This window comes from Phytopseudomonas straminea (assembly GCF_900112645.1).
GTDB lineage: Bacteria > Pseudomonadota > Gammaproteobacteria > Pseudomonadales > Pseudomonadaceae > Aquipseudomonas > Aquipseudomonas straminea.
This window is the reverse complement of sequence record NZ_FOMO01000011.1, coordinates 33927-48754: the sequence shown is the minus strand read 5'-3', so window position 1 is coordinate 48754 and position 14828 is coordinate 33927. Positions and strand designations below refer to the sequence as shown.

The following is a 14828-nucleotide window of genomic DNA, read 5'->3' as shown; positions in this document are numbered from 1 at the left end:
CTCTACCCTCAGGCCGCCGACTCCGGCGGCTGTTCGGCCAGCGCCTGCGCCCAGCGCGCGTAGGCGTCGACCGCCAGGCCCACGTCCTCGGCTGCAACCGCCTCGGCCGGGTTATGGCTGATGCCCCCGGCACAACGCACGAACAGCATGCCGACCGGCCAGCGCTCAGCCATGGCGATGGCGTCATGGCCAGCGCCACTGGGCAGCGACAGGCTGCGCCCCTGCACCTCGCTCAACACCTGCGCCAGTGACGCCTGCATGGCGGCGTCGCAGCGGGTCGCGCAAATACCGTAATACTGGCTGGCAGCGAAGCTCAGCCCGCGCTGCCGGGCGATGGCTTCGCCCTCGCCGAGCAGGTCGTCGAGCAGCTCGGCCAGGGCGTGATCCTCGGGGCCACGGACATCCAGGGTCAATTCGACCTCCCCCGGAATGACGTTCACCGCCCCTGGATGGCATTGCAGGCGGCCCACGGTGGCCACCAGTTGCGGGCCATGCTGCCGGGTCCGTGCCTCGATCGCCACCATCCAATGCGCGGCGGCGGCCAGGGCGTCCTGGCGATGACTCATCGGCACCGTACCGGCATGCCCGGCCTGGCCGATGAAATGGCAGTTGAGCCGGCGCGCGCCATTGATGGCCGTGACCACGCCCAGCGCCAGCGCTTCACGCTCCAGGCACGGGCCCTGCTCGATATGCAGTTCCAAATAGGCCGCGAAATCCCCGACCGGGCGGGCAGCGCTGGCGATAGCCGAGCCATCGAGCCCCCAGGCCGTCATCGCCTGGGCGACGCTGATGCCATCCGCATCGGCCTGGGCGAGCCACTGCTGCGGCCAACTGCCAGTCAGCCCGCGGCTGCCCAGCAGGGTGATGCCGAAGCGCGTGCCCTCCTCGTCGCCGAAGCCGACGATCTCGATGGCCAGCGGCAGGCGGATACCGAGGTCGTGAAAACGCTGCACCACCTCGATGGCGGCGATCACCCCGAGCATGCCGTCGTAGCGCCCGGCATTGCGCACGGTGTCCAAGTGCGAGCCGAGCAGCAGCGCCTGGGCGCCGGCACTCTGGCCTTCATAGCGGCCGCAGATGTTGCCGACGGCATCCTGCCAGGTGCGCATGCCGGCCCCTTGCATCCACTCGCCGACCAGGGCATTGGCGCGCTGGTGCTCGGGCGACAGGTACACCCGGGTCAGCCCGTCGGCGGACTCGCTGATCGCCGCCAGTTCGTCGCAGCGCGCCATGACCCGCGCCGCGGCCTGTCGATTGTCCAGAGCACACATCAGCGGCGCTCGCCGTAGTGATCCCAGGCCGCCTGCATGGCCGCGCCCTGGGTGGTGCGCAGGCCGAGGCGGTTGAGCACCGCCTCCAGGGCGCTGAGGGTCTGCATCACGCAATCCTTGCGGGCGTTGTAGCCCATGGTGCCGATGCGCCAGATCTTGCCGGCCAACGGCCCGAACGAGGTGCCGATCTCGATGCCGAAGTCCTCGAGCAGCAGCTTGCGCACCTCATCGCCGTTGACCGTCTGGGGAATCACCACGCCCAGCACGTTGTTCATCTTGTGTTCGAGATTGCCGAAAGTCTCCAGGCCCATGCCCTGAATGCCCTTGAGCAGCGCGTCGCCGTGCAGCTTGTGGCGCGCGATGGCAGCGTCCAGGCCTTCTTCGAGCAGCACACGGGCGCACTCGCGGGCACCGAACAGCGCCGAGGTGGCTTCGGTGTGGTGGTTGAGGCGCTCGGGGCCCCAGTAGTCGAGGATCATGCCGAGGTCGAAATAGTTGGAGTAAATCATCTCGTCCTCGCCGTCGCGATGGGCGTCGGTGCGGATGCCGGCCTCGACATGAGCGCGGCGGCGGATCACCTCCACCATCGCCGCACCCAGGGTGATCGGCGCGGTGCCGGATGGCCCGCCGAGGCACTTCTGCAAGCCGGCGGAGACCGCATCCAGCCCCCAGGCATCGGCTTCCAGGGCATTACCGCCCAGGGAGGCGGTAGCGTCGGTGTAGAACAGCACGCCGTGGCGGCGGCAGATCTCGCCCAGCTCGGCCAGCGGCTGCAGCATGGTGGTCGAGGTGTCGCCCTGCACGGTCAGCAGCAGGCGCGGCTTGACCTGCTTGATCGCATCCTCGATCTGCTGCGCGCTGAACACTTCGCCCCACGGCACTTCGATGCTGTGCACCTCGGCGCGGCAGCGTCGGGCGATTTCACAGAGCAGGTGGCCGAAACGGCCGAATACCGGCACCAGCACCTTGTCGCCGGGGCGAATCGCCGACACCAGGATGGCCTCAATGCCGGCGCGCGAGGTGCCGTCGACCAGCAAGGTGGCGGCATTGGTGCTGCGGAACACGCCGCGATAGAGGGCCATCACTTCGTTCATGTAGCCGGTCATGGCCGGGTCGTACTGGCCGATCAACTGGCTCGACATGGCGCGCAGCACGCACGGGTCGGCATTGATCGGGCCGGGGCCCATGAGCAGGCGCTGGGGCGGATTGACGGGCAGGAAAGTCGTGTTCATCTGGTTTTCTCGTTCTTGAGACGCTCAGTTCAGTCCGCGTACGGACGAGATGAATTGCTTGAGTTCGGCGCTTTGCGGGTTGGCGAACAGTTCGCGGCTGGGGCCTTGCTCCCATACGCGGCCCTGATGCATGAACACCACGCGGTCACCCACTTCCTGGGCGAAATTCATTTCGTGGGTGACCAGGATCAGCGTCATACCCTCCTTGGCCAGTTGTTCGAGCACCTTGAGCACCTCGCCGACCAGCTCCGGGTCCAGCGCCGAGGTGATTTCGTCGCACAGCAGCACCTTGGGCGTCATGGCCAGCGCACGGGCGATGGCGACGCGCTGCTGCTGGCCACCGGAAAGGCTCGCCGGGTAATAGTCCAGGCGATCACCGAGGCCCACCTTCTCCAGCATGCGTGCCGCGAGCTCACGGCACTCGGCCTCGCTCTTCTTGAGCACGCGACGCGGCGCCAGCATGACGTTCTCACGGGCGGTCATGTGCGGGAACAGATTGAAGCTCTGGAACACCATGCCCACCGAGCGGCTGATTTCCCGCGCCTGGGAATCGCGGTCGGTGATGGTCATGCCGCCGAGTTTGATGCTGCCGTCCTGATAGCCCTCCAGGCCATTGATGCAGCGCAGCAAGGTGCTCTTGCCCGAGCCGCTGCGGCCGATGATCGACACCACCTCGCCCACCTCGATATCGAGATCGACACCCTTGAGCACGTGGTTGTCGCCGTAGTACTTCTGTACCTGATCAATGGTGATGAGCGGCATTGAATTTCTTCTCCAGATACTGGCTGTAACGCGACAGCGGATAACACATCAGGAAGTAGCCCAGCGCCACCAGACCGAACACCTTGAATGGCTCGTAGGTGACGTTGTTGAGGATGGTGCCGGCCTTGGTCAGCTCGACGAAACCGATGATCGACGCCAACGCGGTGCCCTTGATCACCTGGACGGCGAAGCCCACGGTGGGCGCGATGCCGGTGCGCAGCGCCTGGGGCAGGATGACGCGAAACAGCGTCTGCCCGACATCCAGCCCCAGGCAGCGACAGGCTTCCCACTGACCACGGGGTAGCGCGCGGATGCTGCCGTGCCAGATATCCACCAGAAACGCGCTGGTGTAGAAGGTCAGCGCCAGCGAGGCGGCCGTCCAGGGCGACACGTCGATGCCCAGCAGGGCCACGCCAAAGAACGCCAGGAACAGCTGCATGAGCAGCGGCGTGCCCTGAAACAGTTCGGTATAGCCGCGAATCAGCCAGTGCGGCCAGGCGCGCTTAGACAGCCGCGCCATCACCAGGGGGATGGCCACCAGGGTGCCGCCGATGAATGCGGTCAGAGACAACAGAACGGTCCAGCGCGCAGCCAGGAGCAGATTGCGCAGGATGTCCCAGTCGGTGAAGGTGGTCATCATGGCTGCTCTCCAAACCACTTGCGGCCGGCCGCCAACAGCAGCTGACGCATGGCGATGGACAGCGCCAGGTACATCAGCGTGGTCACCAGGTAAACCTCGAAGCTCAGGAAGGTACGCGACTGGATCAGGTTGGCCGCGAAGGTCAGCTCCTCGTGGGAGACCTGGGAAACCACCGAGGAGCCGAGCATGACGATGATGCACTGGCTGACCAGCGCCGGATAAATGCGCTTGAGCGATGGCGGCAGCACCACACGCACGAAGGTCTGCGTGCGGCTCAGCCCCAGTACGCGACCTGCCTCCCACTGGCCCCGGGGCGTGACCTGGATGCCGGCGCGGATGATCTCGGTGCTGTAGGCGCCCAGGTTGATCAGCATGGCCAGCAGCGCCGCCTCGCCCGCCGTTAGCTTCACACCCAGGTTGGGCAGGCCGAAGACGATGAAGAACAGCTGCACCACGAACGGCGTGTTGCGAATCAGCTCGACGTAGACGCCCCACAGGCGGCTCAGCACGCTGGGCCGGCTGCTGCGCAGGGCCGCACCGAGAATGCCCAGGCCCACGCCGCCCACGGTCGCCATCACCGTGAGCTGAATGGTCACCCAGAGACCGGACAGCAGCTCCGGCCAGTAGGGCCATAGAGCGGAAAAGTTCAGCTGCGCCATCATCAATCAGCCCTTACGCGCCCAGGTTCGCGGGCAGCGGTGCCTTCAGCCATTGCTCGGAAAGGTCGTTGAGCGTGCCATCGGCCTTGGCCTGTTCGATCAGTGCATCGACCTTGGCTTTCAGTGCCGCCTCCCCCTTGCGCAGGCCGATGTAGCACGGCGAATCCTTGAGCATGAACTTGGCCACCGGAGCACGGGCCGCGTTCTGACGCTCGATGGCCGCAACCACCAGGTTGCCGGTGGCGACGAACTCAACCTGCCCGGACAGATAGGCCGACAGCGTGGTGTTGTTGTCCTCGTAGCGCTTGACCTCAGCCCCCTTCGGCGCCACCTCGGTGAGCACCATGTCCTCTACTGCGCCGCGGGTCACGCCAATCGACTTGCCGACCAGCTCGTCGGCCTTCGCCAGGGCGGCGTCCTTGGCACCGAACACGCCAAGGAAGAACGGCGCGTACGCGGCGCTGAAATCGATCACCTGCTCACGCTCGGCGTTCTTGCCCAGGCTGGAGATCACCAGGTCGACCTTGTCGGTCTGCAGGTACGGCACCCGGTTGGCGCTGGTGACCGGCACCAGCTGCAATTTAAGTTTCATCTCCTTGGCCAGGTACTTGGCCATGTCGATGTCGTAGCCCTTAGGTTGCAGGTCGGTGCCCACGGAGCCAAATGGCGGGAAATCCTGCGGCACGGCGATGCGGATCACCCCGCGTTTTTCGATCTCTTGCAACTGGTCCGCAAGCGCAGTGGCTGCCTGGGTCAGCAGCAGGCCAGCGGTCAGCAGTGCGATCAGTCCCTTCTTCATCGGCTTCACCCCATCATCGTCAGTCATGAAACGAAAGATTCGTTATTTACAAATCTGCAACCAACGTGCCAGTGCATTTTCCAGCCATGCTTTTTCCGGGCAACGCCTGCCAGACCGGCCCGGCAAGCCAACCACCTCGGACATTGCAAGCGATTGCTACCGTTCCAAAAGCACGATAAAGAGGCGAAACAAATGCATAGACCGCCACAAAAAAGGGCGCCATCTGGCGCCCTGATACTGCTTCGCACCACAAAGGCGCACTAACGCTGTTCCAATTCGTCCAGTTGGCCATAGAGCCCGGCGATCTGGTGAATGCGTTGACGCCCCTCGGTCAATCGCTCATGCAGCAGCGCGTTGACCAGCAGGTTGATCAGGCTGTTGGCGCTGGAATAACTGTCGAATGCCGACACGCTGTCCAGTGGCGCGCACAAGTGCCAGCTGGCGAGCGCGATGACGCCCTGGGCCTGCGGCTCGCAGATCACCAGGGTCGGTACCTGCTGGGCCTGCAGGGCTTGCAGGAGCGGGCGAATGATCCGCGGGCGGCGCCTGAACCCGAACACCACCACCAGATCGTCGGCCGTCAGGTCGACCAGCTCCTCGGCCAGCGTCTGCCCTGGCTGGGGCAGCACCTGCACCGCACTGCGCACCTGCAGCAGTTGCTGGCGCATGTGCAGCGCCACGGGAAAGGCGTTGCGCAGGCCCACCACGAAGACGCGCCTGCTGCTGCCCAGCGCGCGAACCACCTCGCCGAACGACTCGGCCTCGATGGCATTGACCCACTGGGTGAGGTTGGCCATTTCCTGTTTGTAATGGCGGGCCAGCAAGGTGTTGCCCTGTACCACGTCACGGTTGTCGGCCACCGGCATGCCGCTCTGGCGCAGGCTGCGCTGCTCATCGCGCATGTCCTTGTATTTCTCGTAGCCCAGGCGCTTGAACAGCCGGCTCACGGTGGCCTTGGAGACCCCGGCGAGCCGCGCCAGCTCGGCGCTGTTGTAGCTGACCAGATCATCGTAATGATCGAGCACGAAGTCAGCGATGCGCTGCTCCTGTGGCGCGAGCTGTGCATAGTGGCTGCGCAGACGTTCATCGAGTTGAGTCATGGAAGGCGCCTTGTAACTTTCGTTTCACTCGACCGATGATATAGAAACTGCCCACCTGCTGAAATCGCCCGCGGCAATTCATTCCACCGCACCCGTGGCCTAGAACCCCCACTTCGCAAGGAGATCACCATGCCACCGATCACGCCCGACTGGGCCGCCTATGTCGCCCAGATGGAACAGGTTCTGGCCCTGGAGCTGGACGACGCGCGGCGCCAGGAGCTGCTCACCCAGTTCAGCCGCATCGCCGCCATGGCCGAACCGCTGATGGCCTTTGCGCTTGATGATCGACTGGAAGTTGCGGGGGTGTACCAGGCATGAATCCCGCCCTGCTCTCCATCGACGAAATCCGAACGGCCCTGGCAGCGGGCGAGCTCAGCGCCCAGGAAATCACCGAGCACAGCCTGGCGGCCATCGAACGTCATAACCCGGCAATCAATGCCTGGACGCAGATCACCCACCAGCGCATGCGCGAGAAAGCCGAGCGGCTAGACCGCTTGCGCCGCGAAGGCTCGCCCCTGCCCGCCCTGGCGGCGGTGCCCTATGGGGCGAAGAACCTGTTCGATGTCGCTGGCTTTCCGACTCTGGCCGGTGCCCAGTTGTTCCAGAACCGACCGGCCGCACAGGCCGACGCCTGGGCCGTGCGTCAGCTGTCCGCCAGCGGCGCCCTGCTCGCGGGGATGCTGAACATGGATGCCTACGCCTACGGGTTCACCACGGAAAACACCCACTTCGGCGCGACCCGCAACCCCCACGACCTGTCGCGCATCGCCGGTGGATCCTCCGGAGGCTCGGCAGCGGCGGTCGCAGCCGGCCTGGTGAACTTCTCCTTGGGCAGCGACACCAACGGCTCCATTCGCGTGCCCGCCTCGCTCTGCGGAATCTTCGGCCTCAAGCCCACCTTTGGCAGGCTGTCGCGCAGCGGCTCGCACCCCTTCGTGGGCAGCCTCGACCATATCGGGCCGCTGGCGCGCAGCACCGCCGACCTTGCCGCCGTCTACGACGCACTGCAGGGCCATGATCCGGCGGACGGTTTCCAGGCCAGCCAGCCGCCGCAAGCCGTATCGGAGCTTCTCGAGCAGGATCTGGGTGGCCTGCGCGTCGGCGTGCTGGGTGGCTACTTCCAGCAGTGGTGCGATGACAGCGCCCGTGAGGCCGTGGCCCGGGCCGCCAAGGCCCTGAACGCCAGCGAGGAAGTCACCCTGGCCGACGCCGAGCTGGCCCGCACCTCGGCGTTCATCATCAGCGCCAGCGAGGGCGGCAACGCCTACCTGCCGGCACTGCGCAGCTCACCGGAGATGTTCGAGCCGCTGTCGCGCGAACGTCTGCTGGCTGGCGCGATGATTCCCGCCGCCTGGTACGTCCAGGCGCAGCGCTTCCGGCGGCATTTCCGGAACCAGGTACTGCCGCTGTTCAACGATATCGATGTGCTGATCGCCCCGGCAACGCCCACCAGCGCGACGCCGATCGGCCAGGCGACCCTGCGCATCAACGGCGTCGATCTGCCGACCCGCGCCAGCATGGGCATGCTGGCCCAGCCGATTTCCTTCCTCGGCCTGCCGGTGGTCAGCGTGCCGCTGCGTACCGCCGCCGGCCTGCCGATCGGCGTGCAGCTGATCGCCGCGCCATTTCGTGAAGATGCCTGCCTGCGGGCTGCTGCAGCGTTGGAACGCCTGGGCATCGCGCAAGCCCAAGCCGTGAATCTGGAGTGAATGCATGAACCCTGAACAGATAGACCTGCCCGCCGTGCACGCCGAAGTCACCGCGGCCTTCCAGCGCTACGAACGGGCGTTGGTCAGCAACGATATCGCCGTGCTCGACGAGCTGTTCTGGCACGACCCGCGCACCGTGCGCCTCGGCGCCTCCGAAAACCTCTATGGCATCGACGAGATCCGCGCCTTTCGCGCTGCGCGACCAACCGCCGGCCTGCACCGCGAATTGCACAACACGGTCATCACCACCTACGGCGAGAACTTCGCGGTGTGCAGCACCGAGTTCACCCGCGCGGGCAGCGAGCGCATCGGCCGCCAGCAGCAGAGCTGGGTGAAGCTGGATGGCCAATGGCGCATCGTCGCCGCCCAGGTAAGCCTGATGAGCTGAGCGGCTGCACGCTGCGACAAAGTGACATACAGTGGGAGAACGCCGCCCCAATCGGCAACGGAAACTGGCAACATGCGGCCTACGCCATTTGCCTACGCCGATGTGGGCACATGCCAACGCTATGACTCGAATCCCCAAGGAGGCCTGATGCGCTTGCGCGCGGTTCTTTTCGACATGGATGGCACGCTGCTCGACAGCGCGCCGGACTTCATCGCCATCTGCCAGGCCATGCGCGCCGAGCGCGGCCTGCCGCCGGTGGCGGAAAAGCTGATTCGCGACCACGTCTCCGGCGGTGCCCGGGCGATGATCCTCAACGCCTTCGACATCGACCCGATGAGCCCGGGTTTCGAAGCCTTGCGCCTGGAGTTCCTGGAGCGCTATCAGGATCACTGCGCGGTGCTGACCCGCCCCTACGAAGGCATCGAGCCGCTGCTCGAGGATATCGAACGGGCCAAGCTGATCTGGGGCGTGGTGACCAACAAGCCGCTGCGTTTCGCCGAGCCGATCATGCAGCGCCTGGGCCTGGCCGAGCGCTCCTCGATCCTGATCTGCCCGGACCACGTGACCCGCAGCAAGCCCGATCCGGAGCCGATGATCCTCGCCTGCTCGACCCTCAAACTCGACCCGGCCAGCGTGCTGTTCGTCGGCGACGACCTGCGCGACATCGAATCCGGCCGCGACGCCGGCACCAAGACCGCGGCGGTCACCTACGGCTACATCCACCCCGACGACAACCCCCGTCACTGGGGCGCCGACGTGGTCATCGACCACCCGCTGGAGCTGCGCAAGGTGCTCGATCAGGCGCTGTGCAGCTGCTGAATCGTTTGCCCCTTCATGACACCGATCAGCAAGCGCTGAGCGTCCCCCGCCTAAAATGAGCCCGCTGCCTTGTCGGCGGGCTCCATTCATTTCATCCCTTCGAAACCAGAGGACTGTTGCCATGTTCGATTACAGCGCCCGCCCCGACCTGCTCAAGGATCGCGTGATCCTGGTGACCGGCGCCGGCCGCGGGATTGGCGCCGCCGCAGCGCGCACCTATGCTGCCCATGGCGCTACCGTGCTGCTATTGGGCAAGAGCGAGGAGAACCTGGCGCGTACCTACGACGCCATCGAGCAGGCGGGCCACCCGCAGCCGGTGGTGATTCCATTCGACCTGGAAACGGCGCTGCCGCACCAGTACGACGAGCTGGCGGCGATGGTCGAAAAGGAATTCGGCAAGCTCGACGGCCTGCTGCACAACGCCTCGATCATCGGCCCACGTACACCGCTGGAGCAGCTGTCCGGCGATAATTTCATGCGTGTCATGCAGGTCAACGTCAACGCGATGTTCATGCTGACCAGCACACTGTTGCCGCTGCTCAAGTTGTCCGCCGATGCTTCGGTGGTATTCACCTCCAGCAGCGTGGGCCGCAAGGGCCGCGCTTACTGGGGCGCTTATGCGGTGTCCAAGTTCGCCACCGAAGGGCTGATGCAGGTGATGGCCGACGAGATCGAAGGCATCACTACGATCCGCGCCAACAGCGTCAACCCGGGCGGCACCCGCACCGACATGCGCGCCCAGGCTTATCCTGGCGAGGATCCGCAGACCCGACCGACGCCGGAGGCCATCATGCCGGTCTACCTGTACCTGATGGGGCCGGATAGCAAGGGCATCAATGGCCAGGCATTCGACGCCCAATAATCGCCGCCTTATCGCCCTCGCCCACCACGATCGGCGCCGCGACATTAAATTGTCGCGGCGTCTTTCCAGAGCGGCAAATGCTTGCCGTCATTCTGACGGCGCATTGCCATCAATGGCCCTCTGCCGCTATCGATCAGCTGCAACCTGTTGAACCTCAAGGCTTTTAATCGGCCCTAAAAGACTGGCACGAAATTAGCTCTGTAGCCTGCAAGCTGCAATGAAGCGCCAGAGGTTCACAAAAATGGTCCCACCCAGCCAGAAAAACACCATCGATTTCGATGCCGCCAAAGTGCAGCGTCTCGGCGCTTCAGCGCAAAAGGAGCAGACCCGCCCGGTCAGCCTGGCACAGCTGCGTCAACGCCTCGGCCTGCAATTGCAGACCAGCCTGGACGCCGAGCGCATCCTCGCCACCTTCTTCCGTGAACTGCAGCACCTGGTTGCGGTGGATTCGCTGGGCTATCAGCACTCGAGCAGCGACCTGCGCCTGGATTTCGGCCAGCAGGCCAATCACTCGGCGACCTATCGCCTCAGCCATGAGAGCGAGTACCTGGGTGAGCTGACCTTCCGGAGGCGCCAGCGTTTTTCCGATCACGAACTGGCGCAGCTCGAATCCCTGCTGGCCAGCCTCATGTATCCGCTGCGCAACGCCCTGCTCTACCGCGTGGCAATCCAGAGCGCGCTGCGCGATCCGCTGACCAACACCGGCAACCGCATCGCCATGGACCAAGTGCTGGGCCGCGAGATCGAACTGGCACGCCGTAGCGGCCAGCCGATGTCATTGCTGATGTTGGACATCGATCACTTCAAGGGCATCAACGACGAGCACGGCCACAGCGCCGGCGACGAAGTACTCAAGGCGGTGGCGACTACTATCAAGGATCAGCTGCGCAACATCGACATGGTGTTCCGCTATGGTGGCGAGGAGTTTCTGGTATTGCTTTCCGCCACGTCGCGCGAGGGTGCGCAGCTGGTTGGCGAGCGCCTGCGCGAGGCGGTACTGGGTCTACAGTGCGTGGCGCAGGGCCGTCCGGTGCAGATTTCCATCAGCCTGGGTTGCGCCAGCCTGAAACTCGGCGAGTCGGTGGACGGTCTGCTCAACCGCGCCGACAAGGCGCTGTACAGCGCCAAGCGCAGCGGCCGCAACTGCCTGGCCATGGCTGTCTGAATCGCCTGATCAACGCCCATGAAAAAGGGCCCCGTCCGTAAGGATCGGGGCCCTTTTCATCAGTAAGCTGCTGGCATCGATGCGCAGGAGCGGCTTCAGCCGCGAGCCCTTCGCAGGGAATCGCGGCTAAAGCCGCTCCTACAGGCTAGCCTGTGTGCTCTCCTGCCGAGGGCGTTGCCGCCCCTACGCTACACCAAGCTTTCAGCCTTCACTGCGGCTTGCGGCTGCCGCGACCGAAGCCCGGACGCTGGCCATCACCAGCCGGACGGCTGCGACGGTTATCGCTATCCGCCGGCTTGCGTGGCACCCGCTCGCTCGACTCGGCGCGCTCGCCACGCGGCTTGCCCGGCTTCTTGCCGACATCACGCGGGCGCTCGGCAACTGGCGTACCGCGAGAAGAGTCGGCCCGCGGCGTACGGGGGGTACGGCTTGGGCGCTCACCTTGCTCTTCACGAGTACCGCGAGCTGAACCCTGGGCAGGACCACCGTTGGCAGGACGCAGGGTGCGTCCCGGGCGCTCACCACGACCAACCGGCTTGGCGGCCTTGCGCTGCATGCGGTCGAGCTTCTCGCGGGTCTTTTCCTTCATCTCCGGCAAGGCAACCGGCTTAAGGCCAACTTCCTCGCTGAGGATGTCAACTTCGCGCTGGCCCATTTCGCGCCAGCGGCCCATGGGCAGGTCCGAGGTCATGAACACCGGGCCGAAGCGCACGCGCTTCAGGCGGCTGACCACCAGGCCCTGGGATTCCCACAGGCGACGTACTTCGCGGTTACGACCTTCCATGACCACGCAGTGATACCAGTGGTTGAAGCCTTCGCCGCCCGGCGCTTCCTGGATATCGGTGAATTTGGCCGGGCCGTCCTCGAGCATCACGCCCGCCTTGAGGCGCTCGATCATCTCCTCGTCCACCTCGCCACGTACGCGCACGGCATACTCACGGTCCATCTGGTAGGACGGGTGCATCAGGCGGTTGGCCAGCTCGCCGTCGGTGGTGAACATCAACAGACCGGTGGTGTTGATGTCCAGGCGACCGATATTGATCCAGCGGCCGTCTTTCGGGCGTGGCAAGCGGTCGAATACCGTCGGGCGGCCTTCCGGGTCGTCGCGGGTGCAGATCTCGCCGTCGGGCTTGTTGTAGATCAGCACGCGGCGCACGGTTTCCGTCGCCTCTTCGCGGCGTAGCAGACGACCGTCGACAGAGATGGCGTCATGCAGGTCGACACGCTGGCCGAGGCTGGCGTCGTTGCCATTGACCTTGACGCGGCCGGCGGTGATCCAGGATTCGATTTCGCGGCGCGAGGCCAGGCCCATGCGTGCCAGGACCTTCTGCAGTTTTTCGCCAGCGGGGCTGTATTCTTCGGTTTCACTCATCTGGGCACCTCCCGGTGTTTTCTGGTGATGGGACGATCAAGTCGTCGAAGGGGCGCGCATCATACGCGGATCAGGCGCTGGAAGCACCTGCCAGCAGAGCATAGCCGGCGAGCGGTCTAGCGACTGACCGCTGGTCGGTGGCTAGCGTTTGCGACGTGCCTTGCTACCCATTGCCAGCAGGCGCATGTCGGCCTTGGCGACGACCAGGCGCCGTTCGGCCTTGTCGAGCTTCTTCCAGGCCTTGATTTCCGCCTTGCTGCGTCCGCAGCCCAGGCAGATGCCGTCATCGAATTTGCAGACGCTGATGCAGGGATCTTTCATGACGTCTCTTCACGCTCGCTGGTGGACGGGCCGTCCACAGCGTTAGAGACCGTTTCCGGCGCATCCGGGTTCGACTCATCGCCATCGCGTGCCAGGTCATCGAAGTCGGTTTTCAGGCCCTGCTCCATGGCGTCCAGCTCAGCGAGCAGCGAGCCGAAGCTGGTTTCGGCCTTGGCCTGGGCATCGATTTCCTGCTCGGAATCTTCGTCCGCCAGGGCCAGATCGGCGCGTGCTTGCAGACTCTGCGGCACCGCCGGGTCATCGTCATCCTGAGCCAGCACCGGTTCGGGCTCCAGCTCGCGCAGCGCGGCCAGCGGCGGCAGCTCGTCGAGGTTCTTCAGGTTGAAATGATCGAGAAAGCCCTTGGTGGTGGCGAACATGGCGGGCCGACCGGGCACGTCACGGTAGCCGACCACGCGGATCCACTCGCGCTCCTGCAGCGTCTTGACGATTTGGCTGTTCACGGCCACGCCACGGATTTCCTCGATCTCGCCACGGGTGATGGGTTGGCGGTAGGCGATCAGCGCCAGGGTTTCCAGCATGGCCCGCGAATAGCGCTGCGGGCGCTCTTCCCAGAGGCGGCCGACCCACGGCGAGAAGGTGTCGCGAATCTGCAGGCGATAGCCGGAAGCCACTTCCTTGAGCTCGAAGGCACGGCCCTTGCAACTGCCCCCGAGAATCGCCAGCGCCTTGCGAAACACATCGGCCTCGGGGCGCTCGGCCTCCTCGAACAGCTCCATGATCCGCTCGAGCGACAGCGGCTTGCCGGAGGCCAGCAGCAGGCCCTCGAGCAAGGTGGAGAGTTGCTTGGGATCGGACAGGTTCATAAGCAGGAAACACCGCGTGCAGCCACGAAAGCGGCGAGTCTAGCAGTTCATTCGAACTCGCTGTCGCCCTCTTCCACGCCCGCCACGCGCAGGCGCACGTGCACGGCGGCGAAGGCTTCGTTCTGCACCAGCTCGACCAGGGATTCCTTGACCAGTTCGAGAATCGCCATGAAGGTCACCACCACGCCAAGTCGCCCTTCTTCTGCGCTGAACAGCTGCACGAACGGCACGAATGCGCCGTCCTTGAGGCGGTCGAGCACTTCACCCATGCGCTCGCGGGTGGACAGCGCCTCGCGACTGACCTGGTGGCTTTCGAACATGTCGGCGCGGCGCAGCACTTCGGCCATCGACACCAGCAGTTCCTGAAGGTCCACAGTCGGCAAGAGTTTGCGCGCCCGCGCTTCGGGCGCCTCGACGCGCGGCACGATCAGGTCACGGCCCACCCGCGGCAGCGCGTCGATGCCCTCGGCGGCAGCCTTGAAGCGCTCGTATTCGAGCAGGCGGCGAATCAGCTCGGCGCGCGGGTCGTCTTCCTCTTCTTCGGCCTCGGCCGAGCGCGGCAAGAGCATGCGTGACTTGATCTCGGCGAGCATGGCCGCCATCACCAGGTACTCAGCGGCCAGCTCCAGGCGCACGGTGTGCATAAGCTCGACGTAGCCCATGTACTGGCGGGTGATCTCCGCCACCGGGATGTCCAACACGTCGATGTTCTGCTTGCGGATCAGATAGAGCAGCAGATCCAGCGGGCCCTCGAAGGCTTCGAGAAACACCTCCAGGGCGTCCGGCGGGATGTACAGGTCGACGGGCAGCTCGGTGAGCGCCTCGCCATAGACCATGGCGAACGGCAGCTCCTGCTGGGCGCCGGCCTGGCTGTCGACGGTTTCGGTCGCGGTCGACATCGA

The 14828-nt window shown here is 65.1% G+C and carries 17 protein-coding genes; 6 read left to right on the top strand and 11 right to left on the bottom strand.

Translation table 11 applies throughout. The features are described from left to right. Nucleotides 1-8 precede the first annotated feature (8 nt). The 7 genes from hpxK to BM279_RS20500 form a co-directional block, all read right to left on the bottom strand. The gene (gene hpxK / locus BM279_RS20530; RefSeq protein WP_093506857.1) at nt 9-1271 is read right to left on the bottom strand and encodes an allantoate amidohydrolase; all 1263 of its coding nucleotides are present in this window, start codon (nt 1269-1271) and stop codon (nt 9-11) included. Then, a complete protein-coding gene (locus BM279_RS20525) occupies nt 1271-2503 on the bottom strand; it encodes a pyridoxal-phosphate-dependent aminotransferase family protein (RefSeq protein WP_093506855.1) in 1233 nt (410 codons plus the stop codon). Before BM279_RS20525 ends, hpxK begins: the two co-directional genes overlap by 1 nt. Before the next feature lie 24 nt (nt 2504-2527). Beyond that, complete coding sequence (locus BM279_RS20520; RefSeq protein WP_093506853.1) at nt 2528-3265, bottom strand: amino acid ABC transporter ATP-binding protein; 738 nt, start codon at nt 3263-3265, stop codon at nt 2528-2530. Beyond that, nucleotides 3246-3902, bottom strand: coding sequence for an amino acid ABC transporter permease (locus BM279_RS20515; protein WP_093507001.1), 657 nt, complete (start codon nt 3900-3902; stop codon nt 3246-3248). The genes BM279_RS20520 and BM279_RS20515 overlap by 20 nt, the downstream gene beginning before the upstream one ends. Continuing rightward, nucleotides 3902-4567 carry an amino acid ABC transporter permease gene (locus tag BM279_RS20510; RefSeq protein WP_093506851.1) on the bottom strand — a complete coding sequence of 222 codons (666 nt, stop codon included), beginning with the start codon at nt 4565-4567 and terminating at the stop codon, nt 3902-3904. Before BM279_RS20510 ends, BM279_RS20515 begins: the two co-directional genes overlap by 1 nt. A 10-nt stretch (nt 4568-4577) precedes the next feature. Beyond that, the gene (locus BM279_RS20505) at nt 4578-5390 is read right to left on the bottom strand and encodes a transporter substrate-binding domain-containing protein (RefSeq protein ID WP_372239552.1); all 813 of its coding nucleotides are present in this window, start codon (nt 5388-5390) and stop codon (nt 4578-4580) included. 233 nt (nt 5391-5623) lie between these two features. Then, nucleotides 5624-6463 carry a MurR/RpiR family transcriptional regulator gene (locus tag BM279_RS20500; protein WP_093506849.1) on the bottom strand — a complete coding sequence of 280 codons (840 nt, stop codon included), beginning with the start codon at nt 6461-6463 and terminating at the stop codon, nt 5624-5626. 129 nt (nt 6464-6592) lie between these two features. Here BM279_RS20500 and hpxX point away from each other — a divergent pair, with 129 nt between their 5' ends. The 6 genes from hpxX (at nt 6593) to BM279_RS20470 (ending at nt 11406) form a co-directional block, all read left to right on the top strand. Continuing rightward, the gene (hpxX, locus tag BM279_RS20495; protein ID WP_093506847.1) at nt 6593-6781 is read left to right on the top strand and encodes an oxalurate catabolism protein HpxX; all 189 of its coding nucleotides are present in this window, start codon (nt 6593-6595) and stop codon (nt 6779-6781) included. Then, nucleotides 6778-8172 (top strand): AtzE family amidohydrolase, encoded by a 1395-nt coding sequence (locus BM279_RS20490; protein ID WP_093506845.1) that lies wholly within the window; start codon nt 6778-6780, stop codon nt 8170-8172. The genes hpxX and BM279_RS20490 overlap by 4 nt, the downstream gene beginning before the upstream one ends. 4 nt (nt 8173-8176) lie before the next feature. Next, nucleotides 8177-8560: an oxalurate catabolism protein HpxZ gene (gene hpxZ / locus BM279_RS20485; protein ID WP_093506843.1), complete on the top strand. Its 384-nt coding sequence runs from the start codon at nt 8177-8179 to the stop codon at nt 8558-8560. A gap of 147 nt (nt 8561-8707) precedes the next feature. Continuing rightward, entirely contained in the window at nt 8708-9379 is a 672-nt protein-coding gene (mupP, locus tag BM279_RS20480) for an N-acetylmuramic acid 6-phosphate phosphatase MupP (RefSeq protein ID WP_093506841.1), read from the top strand. 121 nt (nt 9380-9500) lie between these two features. Continuing rightward, the gene (locus BM279_RS20475; protein WP_093506839.1) at nt 9501-10241 is read left to right on the top strand and encodes a YciK family oxidoreductase; all 741 of its coding nucleotides are present in this window, start codon (nt 9501-9503) and stop codon (nt 10239-10241) included. Nucleotides 10242-10482: 241 nt separating this feature from the next. Beyond that, nucleotides 10483-11406 (top strand): GGDEF domain-containing protein, encoded by a 924-nt coding sequence (locus tag BM279_RS20470; RefSeq protein ID WP_093506837.1) that lies wholly within the window; start codon nt 10483-10485, stop codon nt 11404-11406. Nucleotides 11407-11614: 208 nt separating this feature from the next. Here BM279_RS20470 and rluB read toward each other — a convergent pair whose 3' ends face one another. The 4 genes from rluB to BM279_RS20450 all read right to left on the bottom strand — a co-directional run bounded on the left by rluB (nt 11615) and on the right by BM279_RS20450 (nt 14825). Next, entirely contained in the window at nt 11615-12778 is a 1164-nt protein-coding gene (rluB, locus tag BM279_RS20465) for a 23S rRNA pseudouridine(2605) synthase RluB (protein ID WP_093506834.1), read from the bottom strand. Between the two features lie 141 nt (nt 12779-12919). Then, a complete protein-coding gene (locus tag BM279_RS20460; protein ID WP_093506832.1) occupies nt 12920-13099 on the bottom strand; it encodes a DUF1289 domain-containing protein in 180 nt (59 codons plus the stop codon). Further along, nucleotides 13096-13926, bottom strand: coding sequence for an SMC-Scp complex subunit ScpB (gene scpB, locus BM279_RS20455; RefSeq protein WP_093506830.1), 831 nt, complete (start codon nt 13924-13926; stop codon nt 13096-13098). Before scpB ends, BM279_RS20460 begins: the two co-directional genes overlap by 4 nt. Before the next feature lie 47 nt (nt 13927-13973). Next, on the bottom strand, nt 13974-14825 hold the full coding sequence (locus BM279_RS20450; protein ID WP_013791105.1) for a segregation and condensation protein A: 852 nt from the start codon (nt 14823-14825) through the stop codon (nt 13974-13976). Nucleotides 14826-14828: the final 3 nt, after the last annotated feature.

What these genes read in the sequence shown, in the direction of transcription:
- BM279_RS20490 (WP_093506845.1), top strand. Translation starts at nt 6,778, where the DNA reads ATGAATCCCGCCCTGCTCTCCATCGACGAAATCCGAACGGCCCTGGCA.
- BM279_RS20500 (WP_093506849.1), bottom strand. Translation starts at nt 6,463, where the DNA reads ATGACTCAACTCGATGAACGTCTGCGCAGCCACTATGCACAGCTCGCG.
- hpxX (WP_093506847.1), top strand. Translation starts at nt 6,593, where the DNA reads ATGCCACCGATCACGCCCGACTGGGCCGCCTATGTCGCCCAGATGGAA.
- rluB (WP_093506834.1), bottom strand. Translation starts at nt 12,778, where the DNA reads ATGAGTGAAACCGAAGAATACAGCCCCGCTGGCGAAAAACTGCAGAAG.
- BM279_RS20505 (WP_372239552.1), bottom strand. Translation starts at nt 5,390, where the DNA reads ATGACTGACGATGATGGGGTGAAGCCGATGAAGAAGGGACTGATCGCA.
- BM279_RS20525 (WP_093506855.1), bottom strand. Translation starts at nt 2,503, where the DNA reads ATGAACACGACTTTCCTGCCCGTCAATCCGCCCCAGCGCCTGCTCATG.
- BM279_RS20470 (WP_093506837.1), top strand. Translation starts at nt 10,483, where the DNA reads ATGGTCCCACCCAGCCAGAAAAACACCATCGATTTCGATGCCGCCAAA.
- BM279_RS20450 (WP_013791105.1), bottom strand. Translation starts at nt 14,825, where the DNA reads ATGTCGACCGCGACCGAAACCGTCGACAGCCAGGCCGGCGCCCAGCAG.
- hpxZ (WP_093506843.1), top strand. Translation starts at nt 8,177, where the DNA reads ATGAACCCTGAACAGATAGACCTGCCCGCCGTGCACGCCGAAGTCACC.
- BM279_RS20510 (WP_093506851.1), bottom strand. Translation starts at nt 4,567, where the DNA reads ATGATGGCGCAGCTGAACTTTTCCGCTCTATGGCCCTACTGGCCGGAG.
- hpxK (WP_093506857.1), bottom strand. Translation starts at nt 1,271, where the DNA reads ATGTGTGCTCTGGACAATCGACAGGCCGCGGCGCGGGTCATGGCGCGC.
- mupP (WP_093506841.1), top strand. Translation starts at nt 8,708, where the DNA reads ATGCGCTTGCGCGCGGTTCTTTTCGACATGGATGGCACGCTGCTCGAC.
- BM279_RS20520 (WP_093506853.1), bottom strand. Translation starts at nt 3,265, where the DNA reads ATGCCGCTCATCACCATTGATCAGGTACAGAAGTACTACGGCGACAAC.
- BM279_RS20515 (WP_093507001.1), bottom strand. Translation starts at nt 3,902, where the DNA reads ATGACCACCTTCACCGACTGGGACATCCTGCGCAATCTGCTCCTGGCT.
- scpB (WP_093506830.1), bottom strand. Translation starts at nt 13,926, where the DNA reads ATGAACCTGTCCGATCCCAAGCAACTCTCCACCTTGCTCGAGGGCCTG.
- BM279_RS20475 (WP_093506839.1), top strand. Translation starts at nt 9,501, where the DNA reads ATGTTCGATTACAGCGCCCGCCCCGACCTGCTCAAGGATCGCGTGATC.
- BM279_RS20460 (WP_093506832.1), bottom strand. Translation starts at nt 13,099, where the DNA reads ATGAAAGATCCCTGCATCAGCGTCTGCAAATTCGATGACGGCATCTGC.